This window comes from Asaia spathodeae NBRC 105894 (assembly GCF_025994195.1).
Taxonomy (GTDB): domain Bacteria; phylum Pseudomonadota; class Alphaproteobacteria; order Acetobacterales; family Acetobacteraceae; genus Asaia; species Asaia siamensis.
Map to the genome: position 1 here is coordinate 24,181 of NZ_BAPY01000048.1, position 24,508 is coordinate 48,688.

Annotated in this window: 27 protein-coding genes; 17 read left to right on the plus strand and 10 right to left on the minus strand. The window is 59.5% G+C overall.

Annotated elements, in window-relative coordinates; genetic code table 11:
• Nucleotides 1-8: 8 nt before the first annotated feature.
• Nucleotides 9-239 (plus strand): hypothetical protein, encoded by a 231-nt coding sequence (locus tag AA105894_RS12525; RefSeq protein ID WP_267312035.1) that lies wholly within the window; start codon nucleotides 9-11, stop codon nucleotides 237-239.
• Here the strand turns inward: AA105894_RS12525 and AA105894_RS12530 are convergent.
• A complete protein-coding gene (locus AA105894_RS12530) occupies nucleotides 204-683 on the minus strand; it encodes a hypothetical protein (RefSeq protein ID WP_267312036.1) in 480 nt (159 codons plus the stop codon). The two genes, AA105894_RS12525 and AA105894_RS12530, sit on opposite strands and share 36 nt — an antisense overlap.
• 62 nt (nucleotides 684-745) lie before the next feature.
• Here AA105894_RS12530 and AA105894_RS12535 point away from each other — a divergent pair, with 62 nt between their 5' ends.
• Nucleotides 746-1,609, plus strand: coding sequence for a DNA/RNA non-specific endonuclease (locus AA105894_RS12535; protein ID WP_267312037.1), 864 nt, complete (start codon nucleotides 746-748; stop codon nucleotides 1,607-1,609).
• Here AA105894_RS12535 and AA105894_RS12540 read toward each other — a convergent pair whose 3' ends face one another.
• Nucleotides 1,610-1,858: a WGR domain-containing protein gene (locus AA105894_RS12540; protein WP_306414314.1), complete on the minus strand. Its 249-nt coding sequence runs from the start codon at nucleotides 1,856-1,858 to the stop codon at nucleotides 1,610-1,612.
• A gap of 144 nt (nucleotides 1,859-2,002) precedes the next feature.
• Between AA105894_RS12540 and AA105894_RS12545 the strand changes: the two genes are divergently transcribed.
• The 9 genes from AA105894_RS12545 (at nucleotide 2,003) to AA105894_RS12585 (ending at nucleotide 10,843) form a co-directional block, all read left to right on the plus strand.
• Nucleotides 2,003-2,578 (plus strand): hypothetical protein, encoded by a 576-nt coding sequence (locus tag AA105894_RS12545; RefSeq protein ID WP_267312039.1) that lies wholly within the window; start codon nucleotides 2,003-2,005, stop codon nucleotides 2,576-2,578.
• Nucleotides 2,579-2,582: 4 nt separating this feature from the next.
• Nucleotides 2,583-3,293: a hypothetical protein gene (locus AA105894_RS12550; RefSeq protein ID WP_267312040.1), complete on the plus strand. Its 711-nt coding sequence runs from the start codon at nucleotides 2,583-2,585 to the stop codon at nucleotides 3,291-3,293.
• Between the two features lie 571 nt (nucleotides 3,294-3,864).
• Entirely contained in the window at nucleotides 3,865-4,839 is a 975-nt protein-coding gene (locus AA105894_RS12555; RefSeq protein WP_267312041.1) for a DUF3991 and TOPRIM domain-containing protein, read from the plus strand.
• Nucleotides 4,836-5,246 carry a hypothetical protein gene (locus AA105894_RS12560; protein ID WP_267312042.1) on the plus strand — a complete coding sequence of 137 codons (411 nt, stop codon included), beginning with the start codon at nucleotides 4,836-4,838 and terminating at the stop codon, nucleotides 5,244-5,246. The genes AA105894_RS12555 and AA105894_RS12560 overlap by 4 nt, the downstream gene beginning before the upstream one ends.
• A 10-nt stretch (nucleotides 5,247-5,256) precedes the next feature.
• Nucleotides 5,257-5,949, plus strand: coding sequence for a hypothetical protein (locus AA105894_RS12565; protein WP_267312043.1), 693 nt, complete (start codon nucleotides 5,257-5,259; stop codon nucleotides 5,947-5,949).
• A gap of 18 nt (nucleotides 5,950-5,967) precedes the next feature.
• Nucleotides 5,968-6,450 (plus strand): transcriptional regulator, encoded by a 483-nt coding sequence (locus tag AA105894_RS12570; RefSeq protein WP_267312044.1) that lies wholly within the window; start codon nucleotides 5,968-5,970, stop codon nucleotides 6,448-6,450.
• Nucleotides 6,447-7,808: a DUF1173 domain-containing protein gene (locus AA105894_RS12575; protein ID WP_267312045.1), complete on the plus strand. Its 1,362-nt coding sequence runs from the start codon at nucleotides 6,447-6,449 to the stop codon at nucleotides 7,806-7,808. Before AA105894_RS12570 ends, AA105894_RS12575 begins: the two co-directional genes overlap by 4 nt.
• A 154-nt stretch (nucleotides 7,809-7,962) precedes the next feature.
• Nucleotides 7,963-9,972: an ATP-dependent helicase gene (locus tag AA105894_RS12580; protein ID WP_267312046.1), complete on the plus strand. Its 2,010-nt coding sequence runs from the start codon at nucleotides 7,963-7,965 to the stop codon at nucleotides 9,970-9,972.
• A gap of 322 nt (nucleotides 9,973-10,294) precedes the next feature.
• A complete protein-coding gene (locus tag AA105894_RS12585; protein WP_267312047.1) occupies nucleotides 10,295-10,843 on the plus strand; it encodes a hypothetical protein in 549 nt (182 codons plus the stop codon).
• A gap of 106 nt (nucleotides 10,844-10,949) precedes the next feature.
• On the opposite strand, the gene AA105894_RS12590 is transcribed toward AA105894_RS12585, so the two are convergent.
• Together AA105894_RS12590 and AA105894_RS12595 are read right to left on the minus strand one after the other, a co-directional pair.
• Nucleotides 10,950-11,150, minus strand: a complete 201-nt coding sequence (locus AA105894_RS12590) for a hypothetical protein (protein ID WP_267312048.1) — start codon at nucleotides 11,148-11,150, stop codon at nucleotides 10,950-10,952.
• A gap of 30 nt (nucleotides 11,151-11,180) precedes the next feature.
• Nucleotides 11,181-11,696: a hypothetical protein gene (locus AA105894_RS12595; RefSeq protein ID WP_267312049.1), complete on the minus strand. Its 516-nt coding sequence runs from the start codon at nucleotides 11,694-11,696 to the stop codon at nucleotides 11,181-11,183.
• A gap of 647 nt (nucleotides 11,697-12,343) precedes the next feature.
• Between AA105894_RS12595 and AA105894_RS12600 the strand changes: the two genes are divergently transcribed.
• Nucleotides 12,344-13,000, plus strand: a complete 657-nt coding sequence (locus tag AA105894_RS12600; protein ID WP_267312050.1) for a hypothetical protein — start codon at nucleotides 12,344-12,346, stop codon at nucleotides 12,998-13,000.
• A gap of 143 nt (nucleotides 13,001-13,143) precedes the next feature.
• Nucleotides 13,144-13,551: a hypothetical protein gene (locus AA105894_RS12605; protein WP_267312051.1), complete on the plus strand. Its 408-nt coding sequence runs from the start codon at nucleotides 13,144-13,146 to the stop codon at nucleotides 13,549-13,551.
• 227 nt (nucleotides 13,552-13,778) lie between these two features.
• On the opposite strand, the gene AA105894_RS12610 is transcribed toward AA105894_RS12605, so the two are convergent.
• From AA105894_RS12610 to AA105894_RS12620, 3 genes are all read right to left on the minus strand, one after another.
• Nucleotides 13,779-14,429: a hypothetical protein gene (locus tag AA105894_RS12610; RefSeq protein WP_267312052.1), complete on the minus strand. Its 651-nt coding sequence runs from the start codon at nucleotides 14,427-14,429 to the stop codon at nucleotides 13,779-13,781.
• Nucleotides 14,426-15,202 (minus strand): hypothetical protein, encoded by a 777-nt coding sequence (locus tag AA105894_RS12615; RefSeq protein WP_267312053.1) that lies wholly within the window; start codon nucleotides 15,200-15,202, stop codon nucleotides 14,426-14,428. Before AA105894_RS12615 ends, AA105894_RS12610 begins: the two co-directional genes overlap by 4 nt.
• Nucleotides 15,203-15,292: 90 nt before the next feature.
• Nucleotides 15,293-16,177: a hypothetical protein gene (locus AA105894_RS12620; RefSeq protein ID WP_267312054.1), complete on the minus strand. Its 885-nt coding sequence runs from the start codon at nucleotides 16,175-16,177 to the stop codon at nucleotides 15,293-15,295.
• Between the two features lie 318 nt (nucleotides 16,178-16,495).
• On the opposite strand from AA105894_RS12620, the gene AA105894_RS12625 reads away from it, so the two are divergent.
• From AA105894_RS12625 to mobF, 4 genes are all read left to right on the plus strand, one after another.
• On the plus strand, nucleotides 16,496-16,753 hold the full coding sequence (locus tag AA105894_RS12625; protein WP_267312055.1) for a FitA-like ribbon-helix-helix domain-containing protein: 258 nt from the start codon (nucleotides 16,496-16,498) through the stop codon (nucleotides 16,751-16,753).
• Nucleotides 16,753-17,175 (plus strand): type II toxin-antitoxin system VapC family toxin, encoded by a 423-nt coding sequence (locus AA105894_RS12630; protein WP_267312056.1) that lies wholly within the window; start codon nucleotides 16,753-16,755, stop codon nucleotides 17,173-17,175. Before AA105894_RS12625 ends, AA105894_RS12630 begins: the two co-directional genes overlap by 1 nt.
• 136 nt (nucleotides 17,176-17,311) lie before the next feature.
• Complete coding sequence (locus AA105894_RS12635; RefSeq protein ID WP_267312057.1) at nucleotides 17,312-17,617, plus strand: hypothetical protein; 306 nt, start codon at nucleotides 17,312-17,314, stop codon at nucleotides 17,615-17,617.
• Nucleotides 17,614-20,790, plus strand: coding sequence for a MobF family relaxase (gene mobF / locus AA105894_RS12640; RefSeq protein WP_267312058.1), 3,177 nt, complete (start codon nucleotides 17,614-17,616; stop codon nucleotides 20,788-20,790). The genes AA105894_RS12635 and mobF overlap by 4 nt, the downstream gene beginning before the upstream one ends.
• Nucleotides 20,791-21,096: 306 nt before the next feature.
• Here mobF and AA105894_RS12645 read toward each other — a convergent pair whose 3' ends face one another.
• From AA105894_RS12645 to AA105894_RS12655, 3 genes are all read right to left on the minus strand, one after another.
• Entirely contained in the window at nucleotides 21,097-21,819 is a 723-nt protein-coding gene (locus tag AA105894_RS12645) for a hypothetical protein (protein ID WP_267312059.1), read from the minus strand.
• 65 nt (nucleotides 21,820-21,884) lie between these two features.
• The gene (locus tag AA105894_RS12650) at nucleotides 21,885-22,166 is read right to left on the minus strand and encodes a hypothetical protein (RefSeq protein ID WP_267312060.1); all 282 of its coding nucleotides are present in this window, start codon (nucleotides 22,164-22,166) and stop codon (nucleotides 21,885-21,887) included.
• 90 nt (nucleotides 22,167-22,256) lie between these two features.
• Nucleotides 22,257-24,506 carry a type IV secretory system conjugative DNA transfer family protein gene (locus AA105894_RS12655; RefSeq protein WP_267312061.1) on the minus strand — a complete coding sequence of 750 codons (2,250 nt, stop codon included), beginning with the start codon at nucleotides 24,504-24,506 and terminating at the stop codon, nucleotides 22,257-22,259.
• Between the last annotated feature and the right edge of the window lie 2 nt (nucleotides 24,507-24,508).

Below are 24,508 nucleotides of genomic sequence, written 5' to 3' on the forward strand. Positions count from 1 at the left end.
ATCTCGCCATGCGGACCGCTCTCCATGCCGCCAAAGGTTATGCCCCCTCCGCCGACATGCAAGCCGCAGCGCTTTGCGCGTATTTCGGAAATCCCCGTCGAACCCTGGCGGAAGCTGCCTTCCTCAGGGACGCCTCTGAAGAGGACGCCCTTCTCGCATCACGTAGCGCCAGCTGGCGCCGTGAAGCCAGTTGCGCCCAGCGCTCAGCCCGACGCCTTCTTCTGGAAGGTGAGGATTGATGCGCTCGGCCGCACATCTTCTTCATCCAGGCAAAGCGTTTCCCAGGCCGCGATCAATCGGTGACACGTCTGCCAGGCTCGATAGCGGGCGCTGAATGCGGCCCGGTGATCCTGCGGATCTCCGGTCTGCTCAGCACGCCATTTCAGATCATGCATACGCGTGATGCTTCGCTGCATGGTGACGCGAGCGGGAGCAAACCAGATTTCGCGTTTGCTCGCGGCCTCGCCTGCATTGACGGGCAAGACGATCTGGCGACGCATCTTCATACCGATCGCGATGCCCTGCTCACCCAAGGCATTCAGATCCGGTGCCGACAGGCCATAGCGCAGGCACTCATCGGCCATGCTGGTATCTGCGGGGAGCTGCGCCAGCAGATGATCGAAGGTGGGCGCAGCACAGCGTTCGGCCGGAAACCGAAGAAGTCTTGCACTTGCCTGAATCATGGGTTCTCCTCGCATGAGGAAAGATAAGCGCCGCTCCGGGAATAAAGTAAAGGGATTTCAGTATGTTGCGCGATTTTCTCCGTGCTTCCGCAATCTTCGCGACCTTGGCCCTGCCCCTGACCGGGGTTCATGCCCAGACCCACCCCTGCGATGATCTTTCTGTCGGGCACACGCCGCCGGCATTGCTTGCGCAGCCAGTCCGGCCAAATACAGCGATCGTCTGTCGCAGGGTCTATATCGCTATGCAGTCGCTCGACGCGCGCGTTCCTCTGTGGTCGGCCGAGCATCTCACAGACGAGGCGCTCGACAGTGCGGAAAGCCTTGGACGCGTCACGAAATTCTTCCATCCGGAAACAGGGCTGCCTTATGGCCAGCGCGCAGAACTGGCGGATTACCGCGGCTCTGGCCTCGATCGCGGCCATCTCACCCCGAGCGGTTCAGCGCCTGATCAGCTCTCCCAGGAGGAGACCTTCTCTCTCGCCAATGTCGTGCCCGAAACCCCGGCTCTGAACGAAGGGGTCTGGACCGGGATCGAGATGGCAGTCGCCGACTGGGCGCACAGGGTTGGCGAGCTCTACGTCGTGACCGGTCCCGTGCTTCAGGCTAATGGGCCGACGATCGGCCGGGACCGCATTCCGGTCCCCGTTGCGATCTGGAAGGCGGTCTACGATCCCGTTCACGAACAAGGCGGCGCGTGGCTGTGCCGCAATGACGACGCGCCGGTCTGCGAGACGCTGAGCTTCGCGGCGCTCGAACAACGGACCGGTATTGACCCGTTCCCGAGCCTGTCCCTGCAGAGTCACAGTGCTGATCCCGCGCTTCCTCAGCCGGAAATCAGCCCTTACACCCCGCGCTCACGATCGACCGCTGCAGAGCGACGCGCCCTCATCGATCCGATGCTGCGCGGCTTCTCCAGGCGCTTCTGATCAGCTGCCGACAAGCGCGTATCCGCGTTTCTTTCGATACCGGATCATGCGCGTCAGCGCATCCGCGGCCTCTCCCTCATCCTGATAGAGATCGACGCGTGTGCTGCCTGCCGTGCCGATACGACCCCATTGCCGCAGCAATGTCGCGCCTCCAAACAGATCGTGGTGGATGCTCAGACGGTAATACCGCCATTCATTCCTGTCCGGTCTGATACGGCGCAATAGCGCCTCGACCGGGAAGAGGGACATCTGCTGTCCCACCCCGCTGTCAGCTTTGCGCGATCTGCGTCGGGAAATAGCCATCTCCCGATGCTGCCACAAAACTTCCCCCCATTTCCATCACGACCTCGCGTGTCGACCGCGCAGCAGCGCGACCGCGACAGGAGAAAACGCATGCACTCTTCCTGCCTCACAGCCGTCAGGCTCAAATTCATATGCTCCGGGTATCAAAGCGCCCTGCCGCTCGAACTCTTCACCGCGCCGAACGCGCCCGACCTTGTGAGCGTGTCCATTGCTCATGACGACACGATAAGCGATCTGCGCGACCGCCTCGCCAACGAGATCCTCCTGCGCATCGACTGGGATCTCTGGGCGGATCGTGGTGATTCCACCAATGCCCGTGTCAATGCGGTGCTCGCGCTGTTGGAAGCGCCCATTGCCTCCGTCTTTCCGGGCGACTTCGCCGATATCGCCGATCCGTCGGCACCACCACCTCCTGTCGAGCCTTATCTGGAATCTGCTCCTGATGGGGCAGGCGTCTTCCATGTCGCTGACAATATCAGTGGCGACATGCTCGCCGGTCCTTTCCCAACCAAGGAACAGGCGAAACAGGCCCTCGACGCTCTCCTCGTGATCCATCCCAGTCCGGAATGGTTCAAACGCTGGTATGGCCTCGAACTGGAATACGGACAGCACAGCGTGCAGGATACGCAAGGCGCTGGTCACTCTCTACTCATGGCCCCGGGTTGAGGCCATGATGCGTCGCTCGAACGGGGGCTATATCAGCCCCGTCAGCGAGGCGCCCGTTATGAATGACGATGTCTACCGCGCAGCTTATGCAGCGACTGATAAACTCTATGCAGAGCTGGCCCCGCTGATGCACGGGCAGGATTACGGATACGAGATCCTGTACGGCCCCCCGGTTCCGGCCGCCTCATTGTTCATCCTCGGTTATCAACCGGGATGCACAGAAGCTGACAAGACCATGCCCGAAGTCTTAAAGCGCCCGGACAAGCCTCGGGATCAGCTCGCCTACGCCTACGAAAACTGGCGCCTCGCCAGGGCTCTTCGCGAGATATGGCCCGCGGAGCTCATGACCTCCATGGCGGGCGGCAATATCAATTTCTTCCGTGCTGTCTCAGTCGCCTCCTGGCGGACGATCCCGCTCGCTCTCCGACGACGGATGCAAGCCCATTCGCTCCAGGCGATGCAGGAAATGGTTACGGCCAACCCGCCTGAGCGCTTCCTTGTTATCGGCCACGATACGCTGAAGAAAATACCGGGCCATCAGCCAGGTAAGGTGCTCCTTCGGTCCAGTCATCCTACCCGACCCTATCGTCTGGTTCAGGAAGCAATGCTTTGGGGAAGGCCAGCTCTTGCGGTTACGCATCTCAGTGGTGCTCAGCTCAGCGCCGAGGATCGGCGACAAATAGAAATCCGGACGCGAGACTGGGCAGGCATCTGACCGGTCTCGCCCTCTATCATCCTGTCCCACCCAAACTCGTATAGTCGGGCGTCTCCCCTTCGGGGCCACGTGACACGGGCTCCGCCCCAAGCCCCTGCGGGTCTTGGCCATTCGGCATATCCCGTTGACGCATTCATCAGGGCGATGCCTGAGCCGAATCAATCGCAATAGCGCCATGCCATAGGCCTCGATAGCGTCAAGACAGTTTCCACCCCATCTTCCTCCGCTCCCGTTGGTCGCTTCGTGCAGACGGGTCCCCTGAGAACCCATCTTGACCCCATCTCCGTCCACAGCGGTCCTGAAAGTGTCGGGACGAAAGGCGTCGCTGCGCTATCCTTTCGACCCTTTGCCTCCGGCACAGGTCGAACGAAAGGCTGTTGCTTTTCTTTATTGAACGAAACCGGATTTTCGAAGTATCGCGAGGTATAGGAACGGCGAGATATTGCATGTTTATTGTGTAATATTGCGCTTTCTTGTTGTATCTCCCGGTCGGTGTGATAGTATCTGTTTGTAGGAAATGGCCGGACTCGCAATGGATCGGCCTCATGTATTTCGATAGGGAGTAATGGCCATGGAACGTTTCAAACTATCTGAGGCTGATCGCGACACCATTACTTCCGGCGTGTCCTGTGCGCTTCTGTTGGAGCGTTATGGTTTCGCCCTCGACAAGAAAGAGAGTACGCGCAATTCGCTGAAATACCGTCGTGGTAAGGGCGAGACATACATCGTGTCCCATCAGGGCAAAGGCTGGTGGGATACTGGTTCCCAGGCCAAGGGGAACGTCTTCGATCTCGTCAAGCATTTCGATCCCACTCTCCGGTGGCGGGATGTTTGCAACGACCTGGGCAAGATGGTCGGTGTCGCGCCCGCTTCGACCCCGTGGGTGAACGCACAGAAGGCCTCATCCGATTATCCGCCTCCCGCCGAGCGCTGGGCTAAGGCCAGGCCGCTGCGTAAGGGAACCACGGCTTGGCAGTATCTGACAGAAACACGCTGCCTGCCGGAGTGGCTGCTGCGAAAGGCTTCGGCTAACGGATCGATCCGTGACGGTTTTAAAGCAGCCTGGTTCAGCTACCGCAACGCTCAGGGGGCGATCACGGGCGTCGAGCGGCGTGGGCCTGAGACGCGCCTGCAGCTGAAGGATAGCGTCAAGACGCTCTTCCGCTTCCAGCTCAGGCCGAACACGCCTGTGCGTCGTCTGGTCGTGGCTGAAGCGCCGATCGATGCGCTCTCCTTTGCCGCCATGGATGTCGAGCGTGGAAACGATACGCTCTATGTCGCTACGGGTGGCGGCATGGGACCGGAAACCATCACTGCTTTGCAGGATCTTCTCGATGTTATGCGCCATAATCCAAATGCGCTGCTGGTCGTGGCGACAGATCGTGATGTCTCAGGCCATAGATACGCAGACATGCTTTACGATCTCGCTGATGAGAATGGGGTGGATAGCATGCGGCTCTATCCCCCGGGCGGCGCCAATGATTTCAACCAGGCGCTGCAGGTCAGCAAGACAGAAAACGGTGCATCCGCTGCGGTGGCAGCATGAGCGGGCGGCATCGAACCTCTGGTAACGGCGATAGATCACAGCCTGAGGGTTGCGCGACTTCCACAGACGTACTCACGCAGATCGCGCAAGCTGAGACCTGCTATCGCGCGTTCCTGGTGAGCGGGCGTGCTGCACAGATGCTGCAGGCGGCCCCCGGTCTGGGTACCAGCATACCGCTTCTCTTCATCCAGTGTGAGGGCATGGCGCAGAGCGCGACCGGCCTCGCCGTAAGAGGTGATCTCGATCCTATGATGCCTGAATCAGGCTTCGATCTGGACGGGCAGTTCACCCTCTTTTCAACCGACCACAGCAACGCCGGTGAATTCATCACCGTGAATGGCTGGGTCGGCACAACCGAAATTTTGGCCCTTCGACAAGGGGCCTCCTTCAAAATCCCTGCAGAGTGAGAACTCGACCATGACACACGATCATTCCGATGCCGATCTCAACGTGCTCTTCCCAGGCCATGATCGGATCGTCGGGCTGCGACAGGCATTCCTGAAGCATCTCCTATACGATGACTACCGCCGCCGGAGCCCTGAGCTTGGCGGCACCCACCCATGGACTCTTGTTGAGCTGTCTTGCCCCATCTCCGGAGAGGTGATGTCGGGGATCGTCGTGTCGGCCGATCCCATCGCAGGCGGATGGGATCTTAGGCGGTGCTTCGATATTTATACCGGAGAAGATCTGTATACAGGTGCGTTCCGCTCGATCGATCCGGCGCAATACGCCGTTCGTCAAATCGGAACCGTACCTGGGCGGGATGCAGTATCTGCACGCAGCGCGGTCGTGCCGCTCCTGAACCTTGCAGCAGTTGCAACCGCTGATTGGTCGGCCCTGCCTGATACAGTGGCACGTACGGTTTCTCCTGGCGGCTTGTCCTCACCGCAGGATTTCCCCGAAGCGTTCGTGTGCATTCATGACGGAGACGACGAACGATATGGTCTCGTCACCAAGGGCTTCACTGATGGTCATGGTGGATGGAATCTCGAGCTGCCCGTCGAGGTTTTTGTTTCGACAGGTGACATCATCTCAGTTGTACCCGGCGGGGACACATGGATCGAGTTGATCCACGACGTCGAACCTGACGGGCTGGCGCGGCGCGGCTAGAAAGGGGAGGAGGGCTGAGTGAATCAAGCGGCATCCCTCATCGGCGTGAGACTGAACGGCATCGGCTGGTCGGTCTGCCAGGCAAGCCGACGAAGCCAGATATCGCGGGACCGGATTGCGAGATGGAGAAATGGCATCGGTGAGCCACCTCAGTCTTTCATGGAATGGCTGGACGCCTTGCACGCACTTCACCGGCGCTATGCAACCCCGCTTTCGCGCGACGTTCCCGCCGCAGGTAATCGCGCTCCCATGGATGCCTACGCGGTCGGTCGTGCGCTTATGATCATCGGCTGGTCTGAGCGCCGTCTCGCCGAACATCTGGGCTATCACCGAACTGAGCTGAGGCGTTTGCTGGAGAGCGGCGGCAGGCTCGGCGCAAGGTCGTCCCGCTGGCTCGAAATGCTTGAGAATGGACACCGTGACCTGCCACGGCCTGCGATCTCCCGTGTGTCCAGACGCCCTGACATGAACAATGGCCTGACGATGGAGACGGTCCGATGAACCCATGGATCACGTTCCCCCACGCATTGCGCGACGGACGTCCTCGCCGCGCCAGTCTCGACTGGGACCACGATCCAGCCAAAGCGCCCCAATGGCAGGCTCTCCTGTCGCAGGCGCATGGCGATCATGCTCACCGGCCGCATTGCGATTGCTGGGCGAATGGAGCGCCCCTGCAGCTCGTCGTTCGCTCACGCGAAGTGCGGGAAAACGGGAACAGGGTACGGCGCTATCACCTCGCACGCATGCCCGAGAGCGGGACCCTTCATCGCGCGAACTGCCCCTTCCACGAACCGGATATTCGCCGGGATGGACGATCCGGATACGAGCAAGGTGTCATCACCCCATTGCCGGACGGCAGCCTCCGGATTGCACTGGAAGGTGGCCTGCTCATCCGTGGCGTAGCCGGCGAGGCTGAGGAGCGCGCGCAGCGTCAAATCCCGCGCGGTGCCCGGCCGGGGGATCGTCAACGCCAGATGAGCCTGCTCGGTCTTCTCCATCTCCTTTGGGAGCAATCCGGGCTGACGAACTGGCGACCGGAAGAGAGGCGACGACGCTGGTCGTGGGGAGCTATACGCCAGGCGATCGAGCGCAGTGCCGCGACCATCGTCTCAGGGGGCGCCACGCTCGATCGGAGCCTTGCCATGATCGGGTATAATGATGAAGCAGGCCAGCCTGCGTTCGAGCAGGTCCGCGACCATGCCCAGGGCGAACGACGTGTCCTGCTTTGCGGGATCGTCGATGCAATCGACATCGAGGCGGGGCGCGCTGCAGACCCGGCAAAGCCCCAGCAACGCGCTCATGGCCCGCGTATCCGCCTGCGATTTGATGGCGCCCGTGCCTTCAACCTGCATCTCATGGGACCGCCCCAGATGGCAGAGGCGCTGGAAACGCAGTTCCCGTGGGCGTGGCGCATTCTGCAGCACGCCAGAGCCGAGCGGAGCAATGCCCAGGTTATCGGCCTTGTGACAGCGCAGCTCAGACCTACGCCTGACGGCCGTGCCACAACAGGGTGGATCGAACGCGTCGCCCTGATGGAAGTCGGGCCGTCCTGCGTGCCTGTCGCAAGCAGCCATGAGCTGGCTTTGTTGACCCGCCTGCAGCAGGCGTCCCGTATCTTCCGCAAACCGCTTCGCTTCGACAGGACGACACAGCTTGTCCATCCCGATTTCGAGTTGCTCGATACGAGAGATCCCCGAGGAACACCCATGGAAGTCTACGGCCTCGATACCGAAGATTACAGGGCGCGTCGCGACATCAAGGAGGCGCATTATCGGGACGTCTACGGTGTCGGCAATTGGTGGAGCTGGAATGCTGCCCTAGGGGAGGCCATGCCAGACCTGCCCCTGCCTCAGGACTGATCAAAAGCCAACGACGACAGCTGTCATCGTTGGCTACGAAAGGCTTTGGGCCTGCCTTACGAGACTAAAACGCCAGCCGCGCCTGTTTGCAGCGTGGCGCGGCAGGGAAACAGATATGTATCAGACCGCTCCGTTACCGGATCACTCATCGATCATGTCCGGCCTTACGCACGTCCAGCGCGACGCCGCCCGTCAACCCGGGACCGTTGTGGTGCTGGCCGGTGCCGGAACAGGCAAGACCAGGACACTGGTTGCGGGGATTGCTGATCGGATCTGCAGACGCGGCATTCCTGCGCATCGCATTCTGGCCGTGACATTCACCAACAAGGCCGCAGGGGAGATGAGGTCGCGTATCGAAGCTGTACTTGGAAGTGACCATGCACCCCGATGGGTCGGCACCTTCCATGGGCATGGTCGTCGCCAGCTGAGGAACGATCCTGATATCGCCGGTCTGCGCGAGGGGTTCGATATCTACGACGCCGAGGACAGCCGTATTATCGTCCGTCGTTTGCTGGAGGAAGCCTGTGCGGCTGGCTTTGAAGCACCAGACGATGTGACGATGAAACAGCGGATCCGCTCCGTTTCGACACGTATTGCCCTGCTCAAAGAGAGGCTCATTCTTCCCAACGATGCCGTACGCTCGACTGAGGGGCTCATTGCTTCGGGGCAGTTGCATGAGGGAGACGATCTGAATGCCTGGCGTGAGGCTGCTGCGCTTTACCGTCCCTACCAGTCTCACCTGAGAGAGGCCAACAAGGCAGACTTCGCGGATCTGCTCCTGTGGCCTACCGTCACCATGCTGCGAGACGAGACATACCGTCGCGACTGGGCCGGTCGGTTCGATGCGGTGCTTACGGACGAATTCCAGGACGTCAATCGGCTTCAGTATCTCTGGCTACAGGCACTTTCGCGCGACCATGGCGAGTTGTTCTGCGTGGGCGACGACGCGCAGTCTATTTTTGGCTGGCGAGGGGCGAGTGTATCCATCATACGCTCCTTCCTTTCGGAATTTCCGCACGGACGTATGATCGCGCTCGAGGAGAATTTCCGCTCCACGGGCCATATCCTCGCAGCCGCCAATGCCGTGATCGCGGCGGATCCTGATCGTCTGCAAAAGACGCTCTACACGGCAGCCGGAGATGGAGCGCCGCTCGACATCCTCAGCTGGCCAGGTGGCGCCGAAGAAGCCAAGGGTATTGTCGACGAGATTGCGCGACGAGGGCTGGAGGGCGTCTCTTTCGACGACATGGCCATCCTCTACCGCTTCAATTTTCAGTCCCGGCAGCTCGAGGAAGCGCTGCTGCATGCCCATATTCCCTATGAGCTCGTTAACGATACGGCGTTCTGGCAGCGCGTCCCTGTGAAGGATGCTCTGGCGCTCCTCAGGCTTTGCAGCAGTCTCGACGACCGGCAATCTGATGAGGCGTTCCGTAGAATGGCCAACCGCCCCAGACGGGGCATAGGCGCGGTGTTCATGGCGCGTCTGGAGCAGACCTCCGAGCAATCCTATCTTTCTCTCTTTGAGACGGCTGAAAAGATTGCTGCAGGTGGCAAAACCAAGGCTCATGATGCGCTCGCGTCTTTCACTACCACGATCCGCGAGATCGCCGGGAAGGTCGGGATGCCGGTTGCAGAGAGGCTCCGTATGCTCCTCGAGAGAACCGGCTATCTCGAGATGCATCGCCAGGAAGGCGACGAAGGAAAGACAGCGCTCGAAAACCTGCACGAGCTCTGTGCTCTTGCGGAGGCGTTCCCGACCCTTGAAGCCTTGTTCGACCATGCAGCCCTTGGCAGTGTGCGCGATGACGCAGATCCAATCGGCAGGGTGAAACTCATGACGATCCATGGCTCCAAGGGGCTTGAGTTTGCTCACGTGTTTTTGCCAGGTTGGGAGGACACGCTCTTTCCGTCGACCAATGCGACAGCAGATCCGGCCGAAGAGAGGCGGCTTGCCTATGTGGCGCTGACCCGAGGCCGCCGACGTGTCAGTATCTCTTGGTGCCGCTATCGCGGCGGTCGGCCCGCGGCTGCGAACGTTTTCATCGACGATATTCCGCAGACCTCGCGGCATCTGGGCTGGCCGAGGAGGCGTGTCGTGCCGAACGGCGGCGATACCGCTGCCGAGCCCGTCTCGGTGTTCACCCAGAGCGGGTTGAGGTCATGAGTGACGGCCAACCCGGAGATCCGAGAGAGGGAGCATCCCGTGCAACGAAATGGGCACATGACTGCGCGCAATGCGGGGATGGCGCCATGTTCGGCTTTGTCGGCCGCCGTGGGGATCAGGCATGGTACTGTATGGCCCACCGCGAAACCGGGAGACGCCAAGTCATGCTATCGGCGCGGTCAAAAGAATAGAACCCGCTCTTGCCGACCTCTGATACATCAGTGGGGACAATCGTACAAAGCTGGCTTTTGATCGAGGGGACGGCCCGCACTCACATCGCGATCATATATCGTCATGAGCGTTGCCAAAATCTGGAGCCCTCATGCCGCCACGTACGCCTTCACCGCCACCTACGGTCCCTTTTTACGACAAATCGCCTGAGGAAAAGCGCGGGGCACGCCGCACATTGCGGCTTCGCCTGCTGAAACTGCTTGATTCGCAGCCTATGACAGTCATGGCGTTAAGGCTATCGCTGGAGCCAGATACGGCCGGCGCATTGGTGGCGACACTTGAAGATCTCGTGGCGGCTGGAGAAATCGCGGCAATCGGTCATGGCGCTTACACAAAGGTGCCCTGGGGCCCGGAGATGAGACCCGTTGTTGCGGCCCCATTGCGCGATACCGTTCATGGTGCACTCGTCCACCTCGCACGGAAGACTCGGCGCAAATCCTGCTCGGTGACAGCAGTATCCGGATTTCTCGGATTGTCGATCGAGGATGTAGCATCCAGTCTGCAGCAGATCGAGATCGCCGGTCAGGCCAGCTTCGACGACGCGACAGGTGAGTGGCGCCCCGTCGGAACCGTCACAATACGCCGCGCACGTAAAGGCATCGACGAGGGAATTCCCCCCATACCAACCCCCAGGCATTGAAGCACACGCAGGAAACCTGCTGTGCTGAAGCGAGGTCTACGGGCGGAGTTATCCCCAGTTTCTGTGGACAGAAACGGGGAGAACCACAGAGTAATAGGTGGTCGCCCTACTCAAAAGAAGCGAGATACCAACTCAGATCGTCGAGTAGATGATTGGGGCCGATCGCCGTCAGGATGCCAACGACGATCACGACGACAGAGGCGGTCATGAGCGTCTTCCTCAGGCGCGACGGTTTCCGTATGCCCATGGCAGAACGCCACCGCTTTTTCGCTTCTTCGCGGTCATGTTCCCGATCTGCAAGATTCATGAATGTGACTCCTTCCGGGGCCTGATTGGATTACCCGGCATCGTGCCCTGTCGCAGCGTCGCTATGAATTCGCGGCATCGGCGCATCATATGGTGCAGCGCCTAGCCGGAGGCGGGCGCCGCTGTCACCCAATGTGACGATCGTATCGTTGCAATGGCGATCAGCATGACATATCGGCAACGTCACATCCGTATCGAACCGGGTTTGTGTCGTAAGCGGCACCGTCCGGGGTATGGCCTGACCGGCAGTTTCTTTGGCCGTCAATTGCTCGTAAGCGAGATGCAGGCTGATCCGGTCGCTCGACTGCCCCGCATAGGTCAGAACGAGATCCTCAGTGACGACAGGAGCGGCATGCCCAGAGCCCGGGTCGGTCACCAGACGTGATGTGCCCGCATGAATCGCATGCTCGAAAGTGAGAGCCGAGGAACCGTAAAGGGTTTCGAGGGGCGTTTCCGACGCAAGTTTAGGAAAACTGACTTCGAAATGTACCAAGGTGGTCGGCGCCAGTCGAGATGCGGCGCTGGGCTGTGAAGGGAGCGTGGACATAAGCTGTGCCGGGGGAGGGGCGTAAGCTGTGTTTGGATGGGCTCCCTCGTCAGCATAGGCGGCGCTGCAAGTGCAGGCGGCTAGCGCTGTTACCGCCCTGGCTGTGGCAATGTAAAAACGTGTGGCGTTGTGAAATGACGATAGTCGTCTGACAGCAGAAACGATCAAGGTGATATGCCCCAGTAGCGTGACGGCCCCATCGGGTGACGGAACCTGCGTGTTGCCACGCAGGTCATAGGTTACGAGTTTGCGATGTGAGTGCGGACAAGCACGCACCGATTGGGGCGCGTTTCGTGGCTACGGATGAACGGCATGGGCGCGCGTTGCGCGGCCTACGGCTGCGGCGTCACACGCCGCACCCACGCGGTGAGCGTATTGTGCTGTGTACTTCTGCTTGCTAATGAATAGATTAAGTAGTTATGTTGTTGTTCAAAAGAATCTATAGCGAAGTCACAATACTATATGATTTTCTACTATGCGGTCAGTACATGGCTGAGCAAATAGACATGCAGTATTGTCTATTCTATTCCTTATGAAATGCCGATATAACTTTACTTGTGGACAGGCAATAACGCCCCACACAAAAAGCGCCCCGGAAGGTGCTGGAACACCACTCCGGGACTTCGCCAGAATGAAAGAGTCGTTTCATGTCAGACGCAGCCAACACCATCGCCCAGAAGCCAGCCGCTCGCAAGTACACCAAAGGCGAAGTCCGCCGCTTCAAAGAGGCCGAAGAACGTGTCAAGTCGAACAACCGCCCCACGCTCGAATCAGTCATGGCTCTCACGCCAACCGAAGATCGTATTTCGCTGATCATATCCCGGCTGGGTCTGGATGCGGGGGACACTGACGAACTTATCGGACTTGGCTCTAACATGATCCGCGATCAGTATAACGCAATGTTCTCGATTCTCGCGTGGACCGGGCGCGACGGCTTGCAGGATCTCGAACTGAAAATCCACCTTGATCGTCTGGTTGAGGCTCTGGTCTGTTCCGCGCACTACTCAGCGAAGAAATACGAGGCCAAGCGTGCTATTGCCGCCGACGCCAGAAGCGCTTTCTCAAACCCGCATCGCGACGAGAGCCGGGCCGGGCCAGATGGCGACCGCGGACGAGTGGAAAATCTCGCTCGTGTGGCAGCGAGCACGGCGGCCCGCTCCTATGCAGTCTCGTGCGTCGCACAGGGTGCCTGCGCCGCCTACAAGGAGCTGATGGGCAAAGACTGGCAGCCCTATGTGCCCAACAATCGCCGGAGCGTTGAAGAAAGGGCAGGGGATGCCATTTTCGACGCCCTCGGCATCTAATTCGTTCCGCCGGACCCGAAAGGGTCCGGTTTTCGTTTGGGGCCTTGGCCTCGATAAGGCGGGGAGGCGGACAACGCCGCTGACGCGCCGTTGCGGTTTTTTAGGCCCGCGCAAGACGCGGGCAGACGCACGGATTATGATTCATGCCCGCGTTAAATGATCGACGTTCGATCGTATGCATCTTTTGGGGTAATCCCAACACGCAACCATCTGAAGACAGTGAAACCTTACCGGACGGGCGGACCCTATGGGCCTGCACAGTCCTCGACCGTGCGTATGAACGCGAAATCGTCGCCGAGCACGCGCCGAGCATAAAGCCCGGCTGTGGCTGGTCTCATGGATGGAGCGCCTACCATCCGCCGGTCACACGCTGGAGCCCGGAGCGCAAGGCGGACACGCGGCGTAGGAGGTTGCGCGCCCGTCTCGAAAAGCAGGTGCCCTTACTGGCCGATATGGAAGAGGCTGACGAGCTGGCCCGCCGCCCTGCTTATTTCAGCGCCTCAGGGATCGAGGCGACAGACCGGGAGCGCGATGCGCGGGATCGGTGTTAATTACCGCGCAAATTTGGACACAACTCACGCAGCGGGGCGTTCGTCGCCTCGCGGGGCCGCGTTGCCCCCACTTGCCACATATCCACAGGGCACGCGCTCTCGACTCTTGACGGTCGAGCGCGTGCCCTGTGGATATGCTCCGGCGTCCCTTACGGGACGCCTACGGCCCTTCGGGCTGGAAAGCAGGGACAACGCTCGCAGCAGGATGGGATTATAGTTCGGCTTGGTTATGGTCCGTTCGCAGGGGCGGCTGGCAGACGGTCATATTCCGGCAACCTGCACCAGGCTTTGCCGGTATCCGCGTAAGAAATGTTGTTCCTGTCGTGGCACTGGTTGCCGATCTCTATCGAGCGCCAGTAAAAACCAATTCCTGAGAGAAAGGCGACGGCAAACATACCGGCCCCTATCAGCGCCAGGCGTGCGATGAACCGGTTACGCGCATATTGATAGAACCCCCTCTCGACGTAAGGGGCACGCTCCTTGATCTTGTCGAGAACCGCCGGTGCAATCTCGGACTCCAGCCTGCTCACCATTGCCGCAACGGTAGCGTTGTAGAGGTCTCGGTGCTTTTGCTCGTCTTCCTTAAGGCGCAACTCGGCGCGCACGGTCACGGCGTCGATGATCTTCTGAGCATCCGCCACCAGGTCGGTGATCGCTTGAGCGGAGTCATGGGCGAGCGTGGTGTTGCGCTCGACCTGATTGACAGAAATCTGTGAGACAGCGGCATAGGCGTCGAGCGACGCCCGCATTGCCCCGATCATGCGACCGAACGGGCTGTAGCGATCTATTCCTTCCAGCCGCGCAGTCTCTTCGAGTTCGAGGCCTGCACGACGCAGGCCCTCAATGAGTTGCGATGCGTTCGGATCAGGGCTGGTCATGGGAGCCAGTCCTCGATGCCAGCCTCGCTGATCCGGGCCTTGATCGTGTCGATCCAGTGCTGGATCATCGCACGACGAAACGGATCGAGAGGCGTCCCATCCGGGCGAGGTTTCCCTGCGGCGGCATCGTGAAAGGTGAGACCGCTCTCCATGACGAGAGGAAGGCAGCTCAGCTTGGGAACACGTAGAAAGGCAGTCTGACAGCCGTCGAAGCTTAGTGCGGTCAGCCTTGTGAAGACTTCGTCAAAGATGCGATCGGGATCGTGGCCAGTGGGAACGGTCCATTCATTGAAAACGAGAACCGCGCGGCTCGGACGGAACGCCGCACTCGCCCAGAGGCGCTCTAGATAAGCCGCGTCACCTTGCTGAGGGCCGATCATGAACGCGCCGGTGACAGAGATGCCTAGCCCCTCAGCAAGCCTGATGATGTTCTCATCCTTTGCCCAGTTTTCGAGCGTGCGATCGCCGCCGCCGACATCGATCACCAGAGACTGGCCGGTTGCGGCGGCTCTGCCAAAAGTGTCGGCAAACCATTCGCGCAGTTTTGCGGCTTCTTCCGAGGCAGGCCGGGGCACGCCATATTTGTCATAAAGCGCTTTTGCGATGGAGATGCCCGGATTGCGGGCATCACCGTCAGCGAGAAGAGGAGGGGCGCCCCTATAGATGGCGATCTCACCTATAGTCGAGAGAAATGTCGATCCTCCGAGATTGCCGCGTCCTGTCTTCACAAGGGCGACGGGAGTCTTCTTCTTTCGGGGTTCTGCTGATGCCATATGGCCTTCCTCCTTTGAAAACGATCTTCCGATCGTAGAAGAAGCCTGACACAGGATGATGTGAGTGCTGACAGTCTTCACAGGACGAGGTCAAAAATTGCGCGCATAGCCTTTTACGACCAGCAGCATACCTTTGAGAACCAACGATCGCTTCTCAAGTGGTACGGCCTCGATCATCGGCACACAGGCGCGTGCCCAGTCCGACTCCCGCTCGAAAAACGACATGCGGGGGAGCCCGGGCATTTGCCTGATATCCACCTGCCCATCAGGCTTCATTCCTGTCGCGTCCAGTGGTGTCAAAGCCTCCAGCGGCAGATTCTCCGGCATCCCGGCAGGGCGCGGCCCGACATAAGAAGGCGGCAAGGGTTTGAACCGATCCTCTCCATAGCGGGGTGCGGCTTCCAGCATCTTCACCGGCCGCTTGATCTGCCCGATGACGAGGTCCGGCGCATCGCCCTGACCCGTCGTCTCGGAGATGACGGGCGCCGGCATTGTCGGGGCAGCTGCGGATACAGGGGCGCTGGATTGTGTGGCCGGGGTCGGAGGGAAGCCCTGCTCTGCTATCTGGCGGATCTCGAGTTCGCGCTCTGCTCCTGCACGAGCGACTGAAGCCGCCTCACGATCAGCGGTTTCCTTGGCAAGCTTGGCGGCTGTCGCGTCTCGACGGGACAGCCTCGCCGCATCCTCTGCCTCCCGCTTTTCCAGCGCAGCTCGAACCGCCTTCCTGACGCGATACCAGGTGGATTTTACCGTGTTCACAGCAGCCGGTCCGCCGTGACGGGCTCTCAGCCCATCAGCGTGGGCGGCCTCAGCAATTCGTCCCCAGCGAACGCGGCCGCCGCTGATCGATCGCTCCATCACCTCGAAATTCTCGGCCATCCAGAGATAGAGCGCGGAGTGTTGCCACTCGCCGCGCTCACATCCTCTGAGAGCGTCGTGAAGGGCGCTGCGCGGCGTTATCGCGATCGTCGTCATCTGGCAGGCCCTCCGGTGTCTTCGCCCTAGCTACCACTCGATAGAAACGGATGCAAGGCAGATGCGTGACGGACTGACTGCGGATGCAGATTAGACGCGAAGTGGATGCAAGTTTTTTCTTTCTCCATATACAAATGCAAACTTTCAGTTTGCGCTGCGCGCCGCTCTCGGAAGGGAACACTGCGACACCTACGCAGGCACTCGGATCGGTGGTCGTCTTTGCCGTTTCGACAAGCGTCGTGACGCTGAACCTGAGCTTGCGGAGCGCGGGGCCATCACGATATAGAGGTCAATGATATCGTGATATCAGGAGTTCTCATGGCACAGTTCGTTATCCGCAATCTTGACGACATCGTTCATGCTGCGATCCGGCAAAGAGCCGCTCGGCACGGGCGAGGTCTGGAGGCAGAGGTGCGCGAAATCCTAAACAAGGTCGCATCGGAAGAGGCTGGCATTCACCCAGGGGTAGGACGGGGGGCGCGCATGGCCGCCCGTTTCGCTCAGGCCGGATTTCGGGAGGATGAGGGGATCGAGGAGCTGAGAGGAACGACGGCTACACCGGCAGCTTTCGACTGATGCTCGTACTCGACACCAATATCTTGTCCGCCGTGATGAAGGCGCAGCCGGACCCCGTCGTGACTAGATGGCTCGATCGGCAGGGCAATGCAGCTCTTCGGACAACGTCAGTGAATGTGTTCGAGGTTCGCTTTGGTCTTGCCCGTATGGAAGCCGGCCGGAGACGGACTGCCCTGAACGACGCTTTCTCCGCCATGCTTGTAGAGGATCTGGGCGGTGCAGGTCTTGAGCTCGACGACCGCGCTGCTGATGTTGCAGCGACGCTAGCTGCAGAGCGTGAGGCCGTCGGGAGACCTGTCGACTTTCGAGACACAACGATCGCGGCCATAGCCGTGCGATATGACGCCACACTTGTCACGAGGAACCTTCGGCATTTTTTCGGCCTGCCTATCCCGGTAATCTCCCCGTGGGGCACAGAATAAGTACCTCTGCGAGAAAGTGCCTGGAGTCAGGTAAGCTGGCGCTCTGGGATACCTGCCAAGGAAGATGAAGCGCGGCAGCGCGCACTCACATCGAATACGTGCATGATCCTCTTTGAAGTAAACGGCGGAGGTGACCATGCGCGACGGCAATGAGACAGGAGAACTGGGAGAGCGGAGCGCCGCGTCCGGTGTCAAGGGTGGGTTCGAGATCCTTGTCGCTACGAAGCTCACCCATATCGGTCAGACAGTCGCTGACATCCATCGTCTGGTAAGTCCCCCCGAAGATGACACAGGGGATAAACTGGTAGATGTCATGAGCCGGATCGCGGACGGGATTGAGAACCTCGGTGTTACTCTGAACGAGATCCTTGAAGGGCAGAGCCGCATCGAGGAGCGGCTCGACCTCGTCGAAAAGACAGTGCGGCCGGCACCTGTCCGGTGATCACATTCAGAAAACTCAGCGCGGAGGGAGCCGGAAAGCTTATCCTTGCCTATCTGCGCGAACACAAGACGGAGCCAGAACAGGATGCCCGTTTTGAGGCCAATCCTGATCGGGAGTCGGGTGAGCGTCTGAACAGCTATTATACCGGCAGAGACGAACGCGGTAGCTGGGGACCTGATATGGGGGAGCGTATCGCTAATGCCCTCGGGATCGACCCATTGAAATTACCGGCGGACGAGACATTGGCGCGCTTGTTTGAAGCTCGAAGGGCAGACACCGGGGACCACTGGGCCAATACTGGTCGAAAGCGTGAAATCTCTGCAATCGATTTCACCTCAGCGCCGCACAAATCTGTCTCAATCGCGATCCTACTCGCGCGATCGAGTGAGGAGCAGGCGTTGCTTTGGCAGGCAATGCACAGGGCAAATGACACAGCGATGAAGTTCATCGCCAAGGAAATCGGACAGGCCCGACGCGGGTCCGGGGACAACGCCCATGTCGAGCAGGGCGAGGTAGCCTGGGTCACGTTCCGGCATCAGTCAGCACGTCCCGTGTTGGACATTCAGGACGGTCGTGATGGGGCGACGGCACAAGTGGAGGTGCCAATCCCTGGAGATCCTCAGGCACATCTCCACAACCCCATGTTCAATGCTGTGGCGACAGAGACCGGTCATCTAGGTTCACTGGATTCTGCCAGGGTTACTTCGACCACTGCGCACTTATTTGGTGCCCTCTTCCAGGCGTCGTTTGCAGCGGAACTGCGCGAGCTGGGGATTAAGGTAAGGCCGGAGAACAAGGGCAGATCAATCGCGATCGAAGCAGTCCCGCAAGAGGTATGCGATCACTTCTCCAAGCGTAGCAAGCAGGCCCAGCGTCAGGCGAAAGCTTTCGCGAAGAAGCAGGGACGGAACTGGGACGATCTTACTGCCGAGCAGAAATTCACGATGCTCCACCAGGCCAATCTCGCGTACAGGTCCGCAAAGTATAAAGGCGACAATGATCGCGAGATCTGGGAAGCCCAGGCAGAGGAAATCGGCTGGGGCCGCGAGACCGTGCTCACCGGGCATCGAGCTGCTGAGTTGACCAGTGAGCAGCGTTTTGCCGAGGCGTACAGGGTTGCGTCCGGGATGATCGCTGAGGACTTCAAGACGGCGGCAGTTTTGGATCGGGACGTTCTCAGAACTCACGCGGCTCATGGCTACATCGCTGCTGGTCTAAAAGACACGAACGAGATCGAACAGCTTGCCAATCATATCGAGCAAAGTGGCTTGATGGTGGAGGGGCAGCATACGCCGCTTTTGGTGCGGTCAGTCGACGGCCGGGTCAAGATGACGACGCAGCAGCAGGTCGATCTCGAGCGCGAAATGGGGCGTCTTGCGGGCGCGGCATCACGGCAACGCGAGGGTGCGCTGAGCGAACGACAGCTCGCTGAGGCAATCGCCCGATCAGGACTGGATTTTGACCGGGAGCCGGATCACGGCGCTGCACAGATTGCGGCGATAAGGGGATTTGGACAGGCCGGGCGTCTAGCGCTGCTCGTCGGTGTGGCAGGGTCGGGTAAAACCACGATGCTGCGGCCCCTCGTTGATGCATGGCACAAGGACGGTCGAACCGTCATTGGCACGGCCATGGCCTGGAGACAGGCCAATGCGTTAAAAGAGGCAGGGATCAAGACGGGCTTTGCGCTCGCCCCGCTTCTTGCGCGAATGGAGCGCGACGAACTGAAGCTCGGGCCGAACGATGTTCTTGTAGTCGACGAAGTGAGCCAAGTCTCCCCTAAGCAATTACTGCAGCTACTGCGTCATCGCGAAAAGCAAGGTTTTACTTTACGCCTGCTGGGCGATCGTGAGCAAGCGCAGTCGATCGAGGCGGGAGATACGATCGCAATCCTTGAGCGGGTGCTGCCCAAGGAGCAGCAGATGGCGTTGAATTCGACAGTACGGCAGAACAGCGCGCGCAAGAGAGAAATCGCAGGTCTCTTTCGTAGTCCCGGCCGAGACCTCTCCAAAACACAAGACGAGCAAAAGGCGATCGACCAGGCGCGCGCGCGGCAGGCAATCGACATGAAGCGTCGCGATGGTACCCTCAGTCTGATAGGCGGGGATTATGACCAAGTCATCGCTGAGACCGCAGAGTTCTATTTGCGCCGGCGCGACGCACTTACGGTGTCGGGCTCGAAGCGCGGCATCACCATGTCTGCCCCGACGAATGAAGACGCGCTAGCGTTGGGTTTGGCTGTTCGAGAACGCTTGCGGCAACGCGGCGAGATCGACGTACGCGAGACGATCCGCCCGGCAATAAGTCAGCGAGGGGCAGCCTCTGATCTCTACGATCTTCCCATAGCTGCAGGTGATCGGCTGCGTCTGTATTCACGAACATGGGGGACCTATCAATCCCAGTGGGGCAAGAGACGTTGCGAATTGGGGGCTAACGGCGACTTTGCTACCGTAAAGTCTTGGGACGATCACGGTCTAGTTCTTCGCAACGAGAAGGGTCGAGAGGGTTTTGTGCCTTGGGATATGCTCACCGACACGAAAACAGGGCGGCTACGACTGGGGCTTGGCTATGCAATGACGATTGATGCCGCTCAGGGTGTCACCTCTGACGAGCATATCAACGCGCTGCCACGTGGTTCGGCCGCAGTAACGGGGTTCAAGACCTACGTGGCAGAGAGTCGGCATGTTTCTCAGTGTTGGACATGGATTGGCGAAGGCTCACTCAGAGAGGCCGAACAATGGTCACGACCTTTGGGAGATAAGACGCCGGTAACGCTGAATGATCTGTATGACCGCCTCGCAGCGGATATGGGGCGCCACCCTTACAAAGACCTTGGAATTGATTTGGTGCGTCAGCGATTAGATTACGAGGATGAACGGCGCGCGTGGATAAAGACCGAACACGAAAACAGTGCCTCCCTTCAGGAGGGAAAAAGCCCAGGCAGAGGTGCTAGGCAAAGGCGCGAACGCAAAGGGTTCGATGCGGTCAAGCCCGAGCAATGGGACGATCTGGGGCGTAAACTCCGCAAAGCAGGCTACGCTACTCAGAACGCCATGGATCGTGCCATTAAAAGCAAAGGGTTGGTCAGGACCGGAGAGCGTCGCGATTTGGCGCAGCCGATATTGAACCTCCCGCGCGGCACCCTGCAAGATAGGGATTCAGGGAGAGGGCGTTGAGCCGCCTTACCCCTGGTACTGATAAACGTCTTGGTGAACATGCTGATAGGTAACGGACGATCCGGGTGCGCAGAGACTGTCCGTTGCCGGATTTCGCCGTTAAGTGCTAGCCGCAGCGATCAAAGGTTTTGTCGTCGAAGATCATACCAACAGTGTTCTTCAAGCTTCTCGAACTCAGGCGGCTTCTATCGAGGCGTTGAAAAACCGCGGCTATACGCCTCATGTTGCGCGGGTCCGCCATCTGAATGACGAGAGATATCCCGATCACAGGCGCAAAATTTGATTATGATGAAGTAGGCGGAAGATTTATTTATGGGTGATGTGGTGGTCGAGATCATCCCGGCGATCAGGTCGCGCGTCAAAACGCGCTTGGGCTTGAGCCACGAATTTCCGGTTGAGCTCGCGCGCCGCGCGCGTGCCGACCTCAAGAGGCGTGACACCGTAGTTCCGTACAGCCCAAGTAATGTCGCATTGCCAATCCGTGTGATCACTGCGTCTATGCCAGAGCGCCATAGCCTCATCGGCGCATTGTCGTGCCTGATCGCGTGTCCAGCCATTGATCTCGACCATCCAGTCGAGTGCCTGTTCGCTCCGCCCCTCAGTCATGGTCTTTCCCCAGTGCCGCACGGCATGGCAATCGGGGCATAGCGCGATCACTCCCTTGAGGGTCTGAATCCGGCGTGTATCGTCATAGGCCCAGCCCTCATCGGCCTCGACCGCCCATTTCGGACCGCGCCCTCCGCAAACGCGGCACCGTGAGCCGGCACGGGCATAGGTATCCTTGCGAATACGATCCCAGTCTTCTTTGGCAAGAAGTGCGCGTAGATTATGGCCCCAGAGTGACTGCGGTACCATCCACGGGCGGATATAGGGCGCAGTCCGATCTGCGCGGTAGCGATATGGAAGAAAAGCCTCGAAGCCGACTGCAGTGTCGCGAACGACGACCCAGCATTTTTCCTCTCTATCGAATACTGCGCCCCGGGCAGCAACTTCGGCCCGGCGCTCGAAAGGGACGCATAAGGGGATCATGCTCGGCTGCATCGCTATATTGCCTCCCGATAGTCGACCCGAAACCTTGCCTGAGCATTAGTGTTTCACGGCAGCCAAGCTTTATGCAAGGTGTCGGCGAAGGCTAGATTCAAGAGACCCAAACCTAGCCAGAGAGGAACAAGAAGGATCAGCCGCAACGCAGTTGTCCGATCAATTTCCGCTCTGCGGGTTATCGTGACAATGACGGTGAACAGGGCAAGGCCGAGGAAGCTGGCCTGAGCGATCATGATCCAGATCAGTCTGGCGCCCTCGGGGGCAATTACCCAGCCAAGTCCCAATAACAGGCTGGCCATGACGATCAGGATATTGATACGGAAAAACGACATTCGGTCTTTCTTTCGATGGTCCGCGCCAGCTCAAGACGGCCAGCTTGTTACGTCTCAGGGTATTGGCAGAAGAGATGGAGGTTGGCTGTCTCAGCCTGCTTGGGAGGTCCGCCTCGCGTTGAGCATGGCGACGATCCTGTCTTTCGGATCTTCCTCTCCGAGTGCCATGTCCGCCTCGCAGAGGATCTCGAGCAAAGCCTGGTCTTCCACGTTTGACAGGGGCTGCCCTTTGGGCGGCTGCAATAGTGCTGGCGTCGGGCGGTTGTGAAAGAGCTCTGCAAAAGGGCGTGCCGGCTCTTTGTTCGCTTGCTCGGTGGCCAGATCGCGCAGGAGGATCACAGCATCCTGCATGGGCGTTGCGATGGTTCCGAGAACCAGAGGTAGACGCTCCATGACCTTGCCCAGAACTCCTGGTAGCGCTTCGAGCTGGTCCTCGAGGATGTAATGCCTGCCGGCCGCGAGTTGCCTGGTCACATCGTCCAGCGTTCTCACTTTTGGCGCCGTGTCTTCGCCGATTTTCTGGAAGGAGGGAGCAATGGTCGGAAAGACCCTGTTCTGTCCCTTTGGCTCGATGCCGGCATAGAAGAGGCGCATATAGATGCGTTGTCCCCGCCAGAGCATGATGGCCTGACCGGGACGCAGGCTTGAGATATCGTTCCATGAGATACGCTTGACCTCACGGATATCCGCACGTTCCTGATCGGCATAGAGACCGATCGGTGAGGAATTGTCGTAGCCGGGCAGCATCGAGACGTTCATCGTGCCGCCTGTCTGCTCGACCCACTCTTTGGTCGGACCCGGATCGCGGATATTCTGGAAAATTCGTAGTTCGGGATTGCCCAGCAGCGGCACCGAGCGATCGCGCCCCAGCGTTGCATAGATGGTCCCGATCTCCTGAAAGGAGAGCCAAAGCGACACGTTGAGCTCGCGGCCCTGGGCCATCATCGTGTCCATGCCACGCGTTGCGAAATAACCGAACTCGTCCATGATCATGGGATAGGGCGTGTCGGAGGCGGAGGGGCGGTTGACAACCACGTCCTCGTAATCGCCTTCGACCGATGTGCCCAATGCTGCGGCGAGAGCGTAGCGCAGGGCAGTGATCACAGCCTTGCCAAGGGCTGCATTGGTCTCGGGATGATTTTCGAGAGACGGCAGCATGACGACAAGGATGCGGCGATTATAGAGCACATCGCGCAAATCGACATCAGGGATCGAGCACCGAAAGACATGACCCAGCGTCGAGCCCATCTGGGTGAAGGTCTTGGCGAAGCCGCCGACGACATAACTATGCTGTTCGCGGACTTTTGCCTGGTCGTCTACCGACTGCCCCTTCTTGAAGCCGCCCGTCTCTTTGACGTAATAGCGGATGGGGTTGAGCAGAACGTCAGGAAAGTCTTCGGGGAGCACCTCGAAGCATTCCGACTGCGACGTAAAGTCGTAATAGTGGAAAATCCTGTCCTCTGCGAGCGCGCGCAGCTTCTCGATATCGGAAAAGGTGACGCGGATCGTTTCGGACGTGATCGGGATACGCAGTCCCGGACAGTCGCGAACCCAGACGAATATGAAGGCCATGCCGGCGAAAAGAGAGTCGGCCTTGCTCTGGAAATACTGATTGCTGCCATCTCCGCCCGCTGCCTCATCGGGCAGAAAAAGCGTTTTGAGTAGCTCCGTCATGCCCTCGGCGCTGACTGTCGCAAAAGGATTCCAGGTGTTTGTTTTTTTGTCGCCCGAGGAGACGAGGAGATTGATCACCCGTACATCGGCTTCACGGCCGAAACGGCGCGCCATGGTCTGGACGCTGAACGCCAGATTGTTCGAGGCCTTGCCGTCGATCAGCGTGAAGCCGCTGCCAGCCGCCAAGGCATTGCAAAGCAGGCTGTAGATGGTTTGTGTCTTGCCGGCACCAGTCGCACCCGGGAGAAGGCCATGCAGGGTCATATCCTTGCCTGCGAGCCAGAGTTGTTGTCCGGTAGCCTCATCCCAGCCAAGAAGCCAGTCCCCAGCAGCAGGGCCGAGTATTTCCCCCCCGTCCCGTTTTGGATCGGGGACGATATTGAACGGATCCTTGCCCCCGACAGAGGCCGGCAACCGCAAGGGCAGCTGCGTCGGCCGGGTCATGACCACCATCGCGTAAGAGCCTGCAATGACAGCTATGACAGGGCAGAGCGCAGGCACGACGAGACAGAGGCCGGCAAGCGCCGCAAGGGGCACCGCCGAGAACCCCGTCGTGAGCATCTCGGCGAGCTGTTGCCCGACACGGCGCGTATCGCGATAGACGATGCCATCACGCTGCTCATGTTGGTTCTGGGGGCCGTCTATGCGGCGCCTTATCGCAGACATGG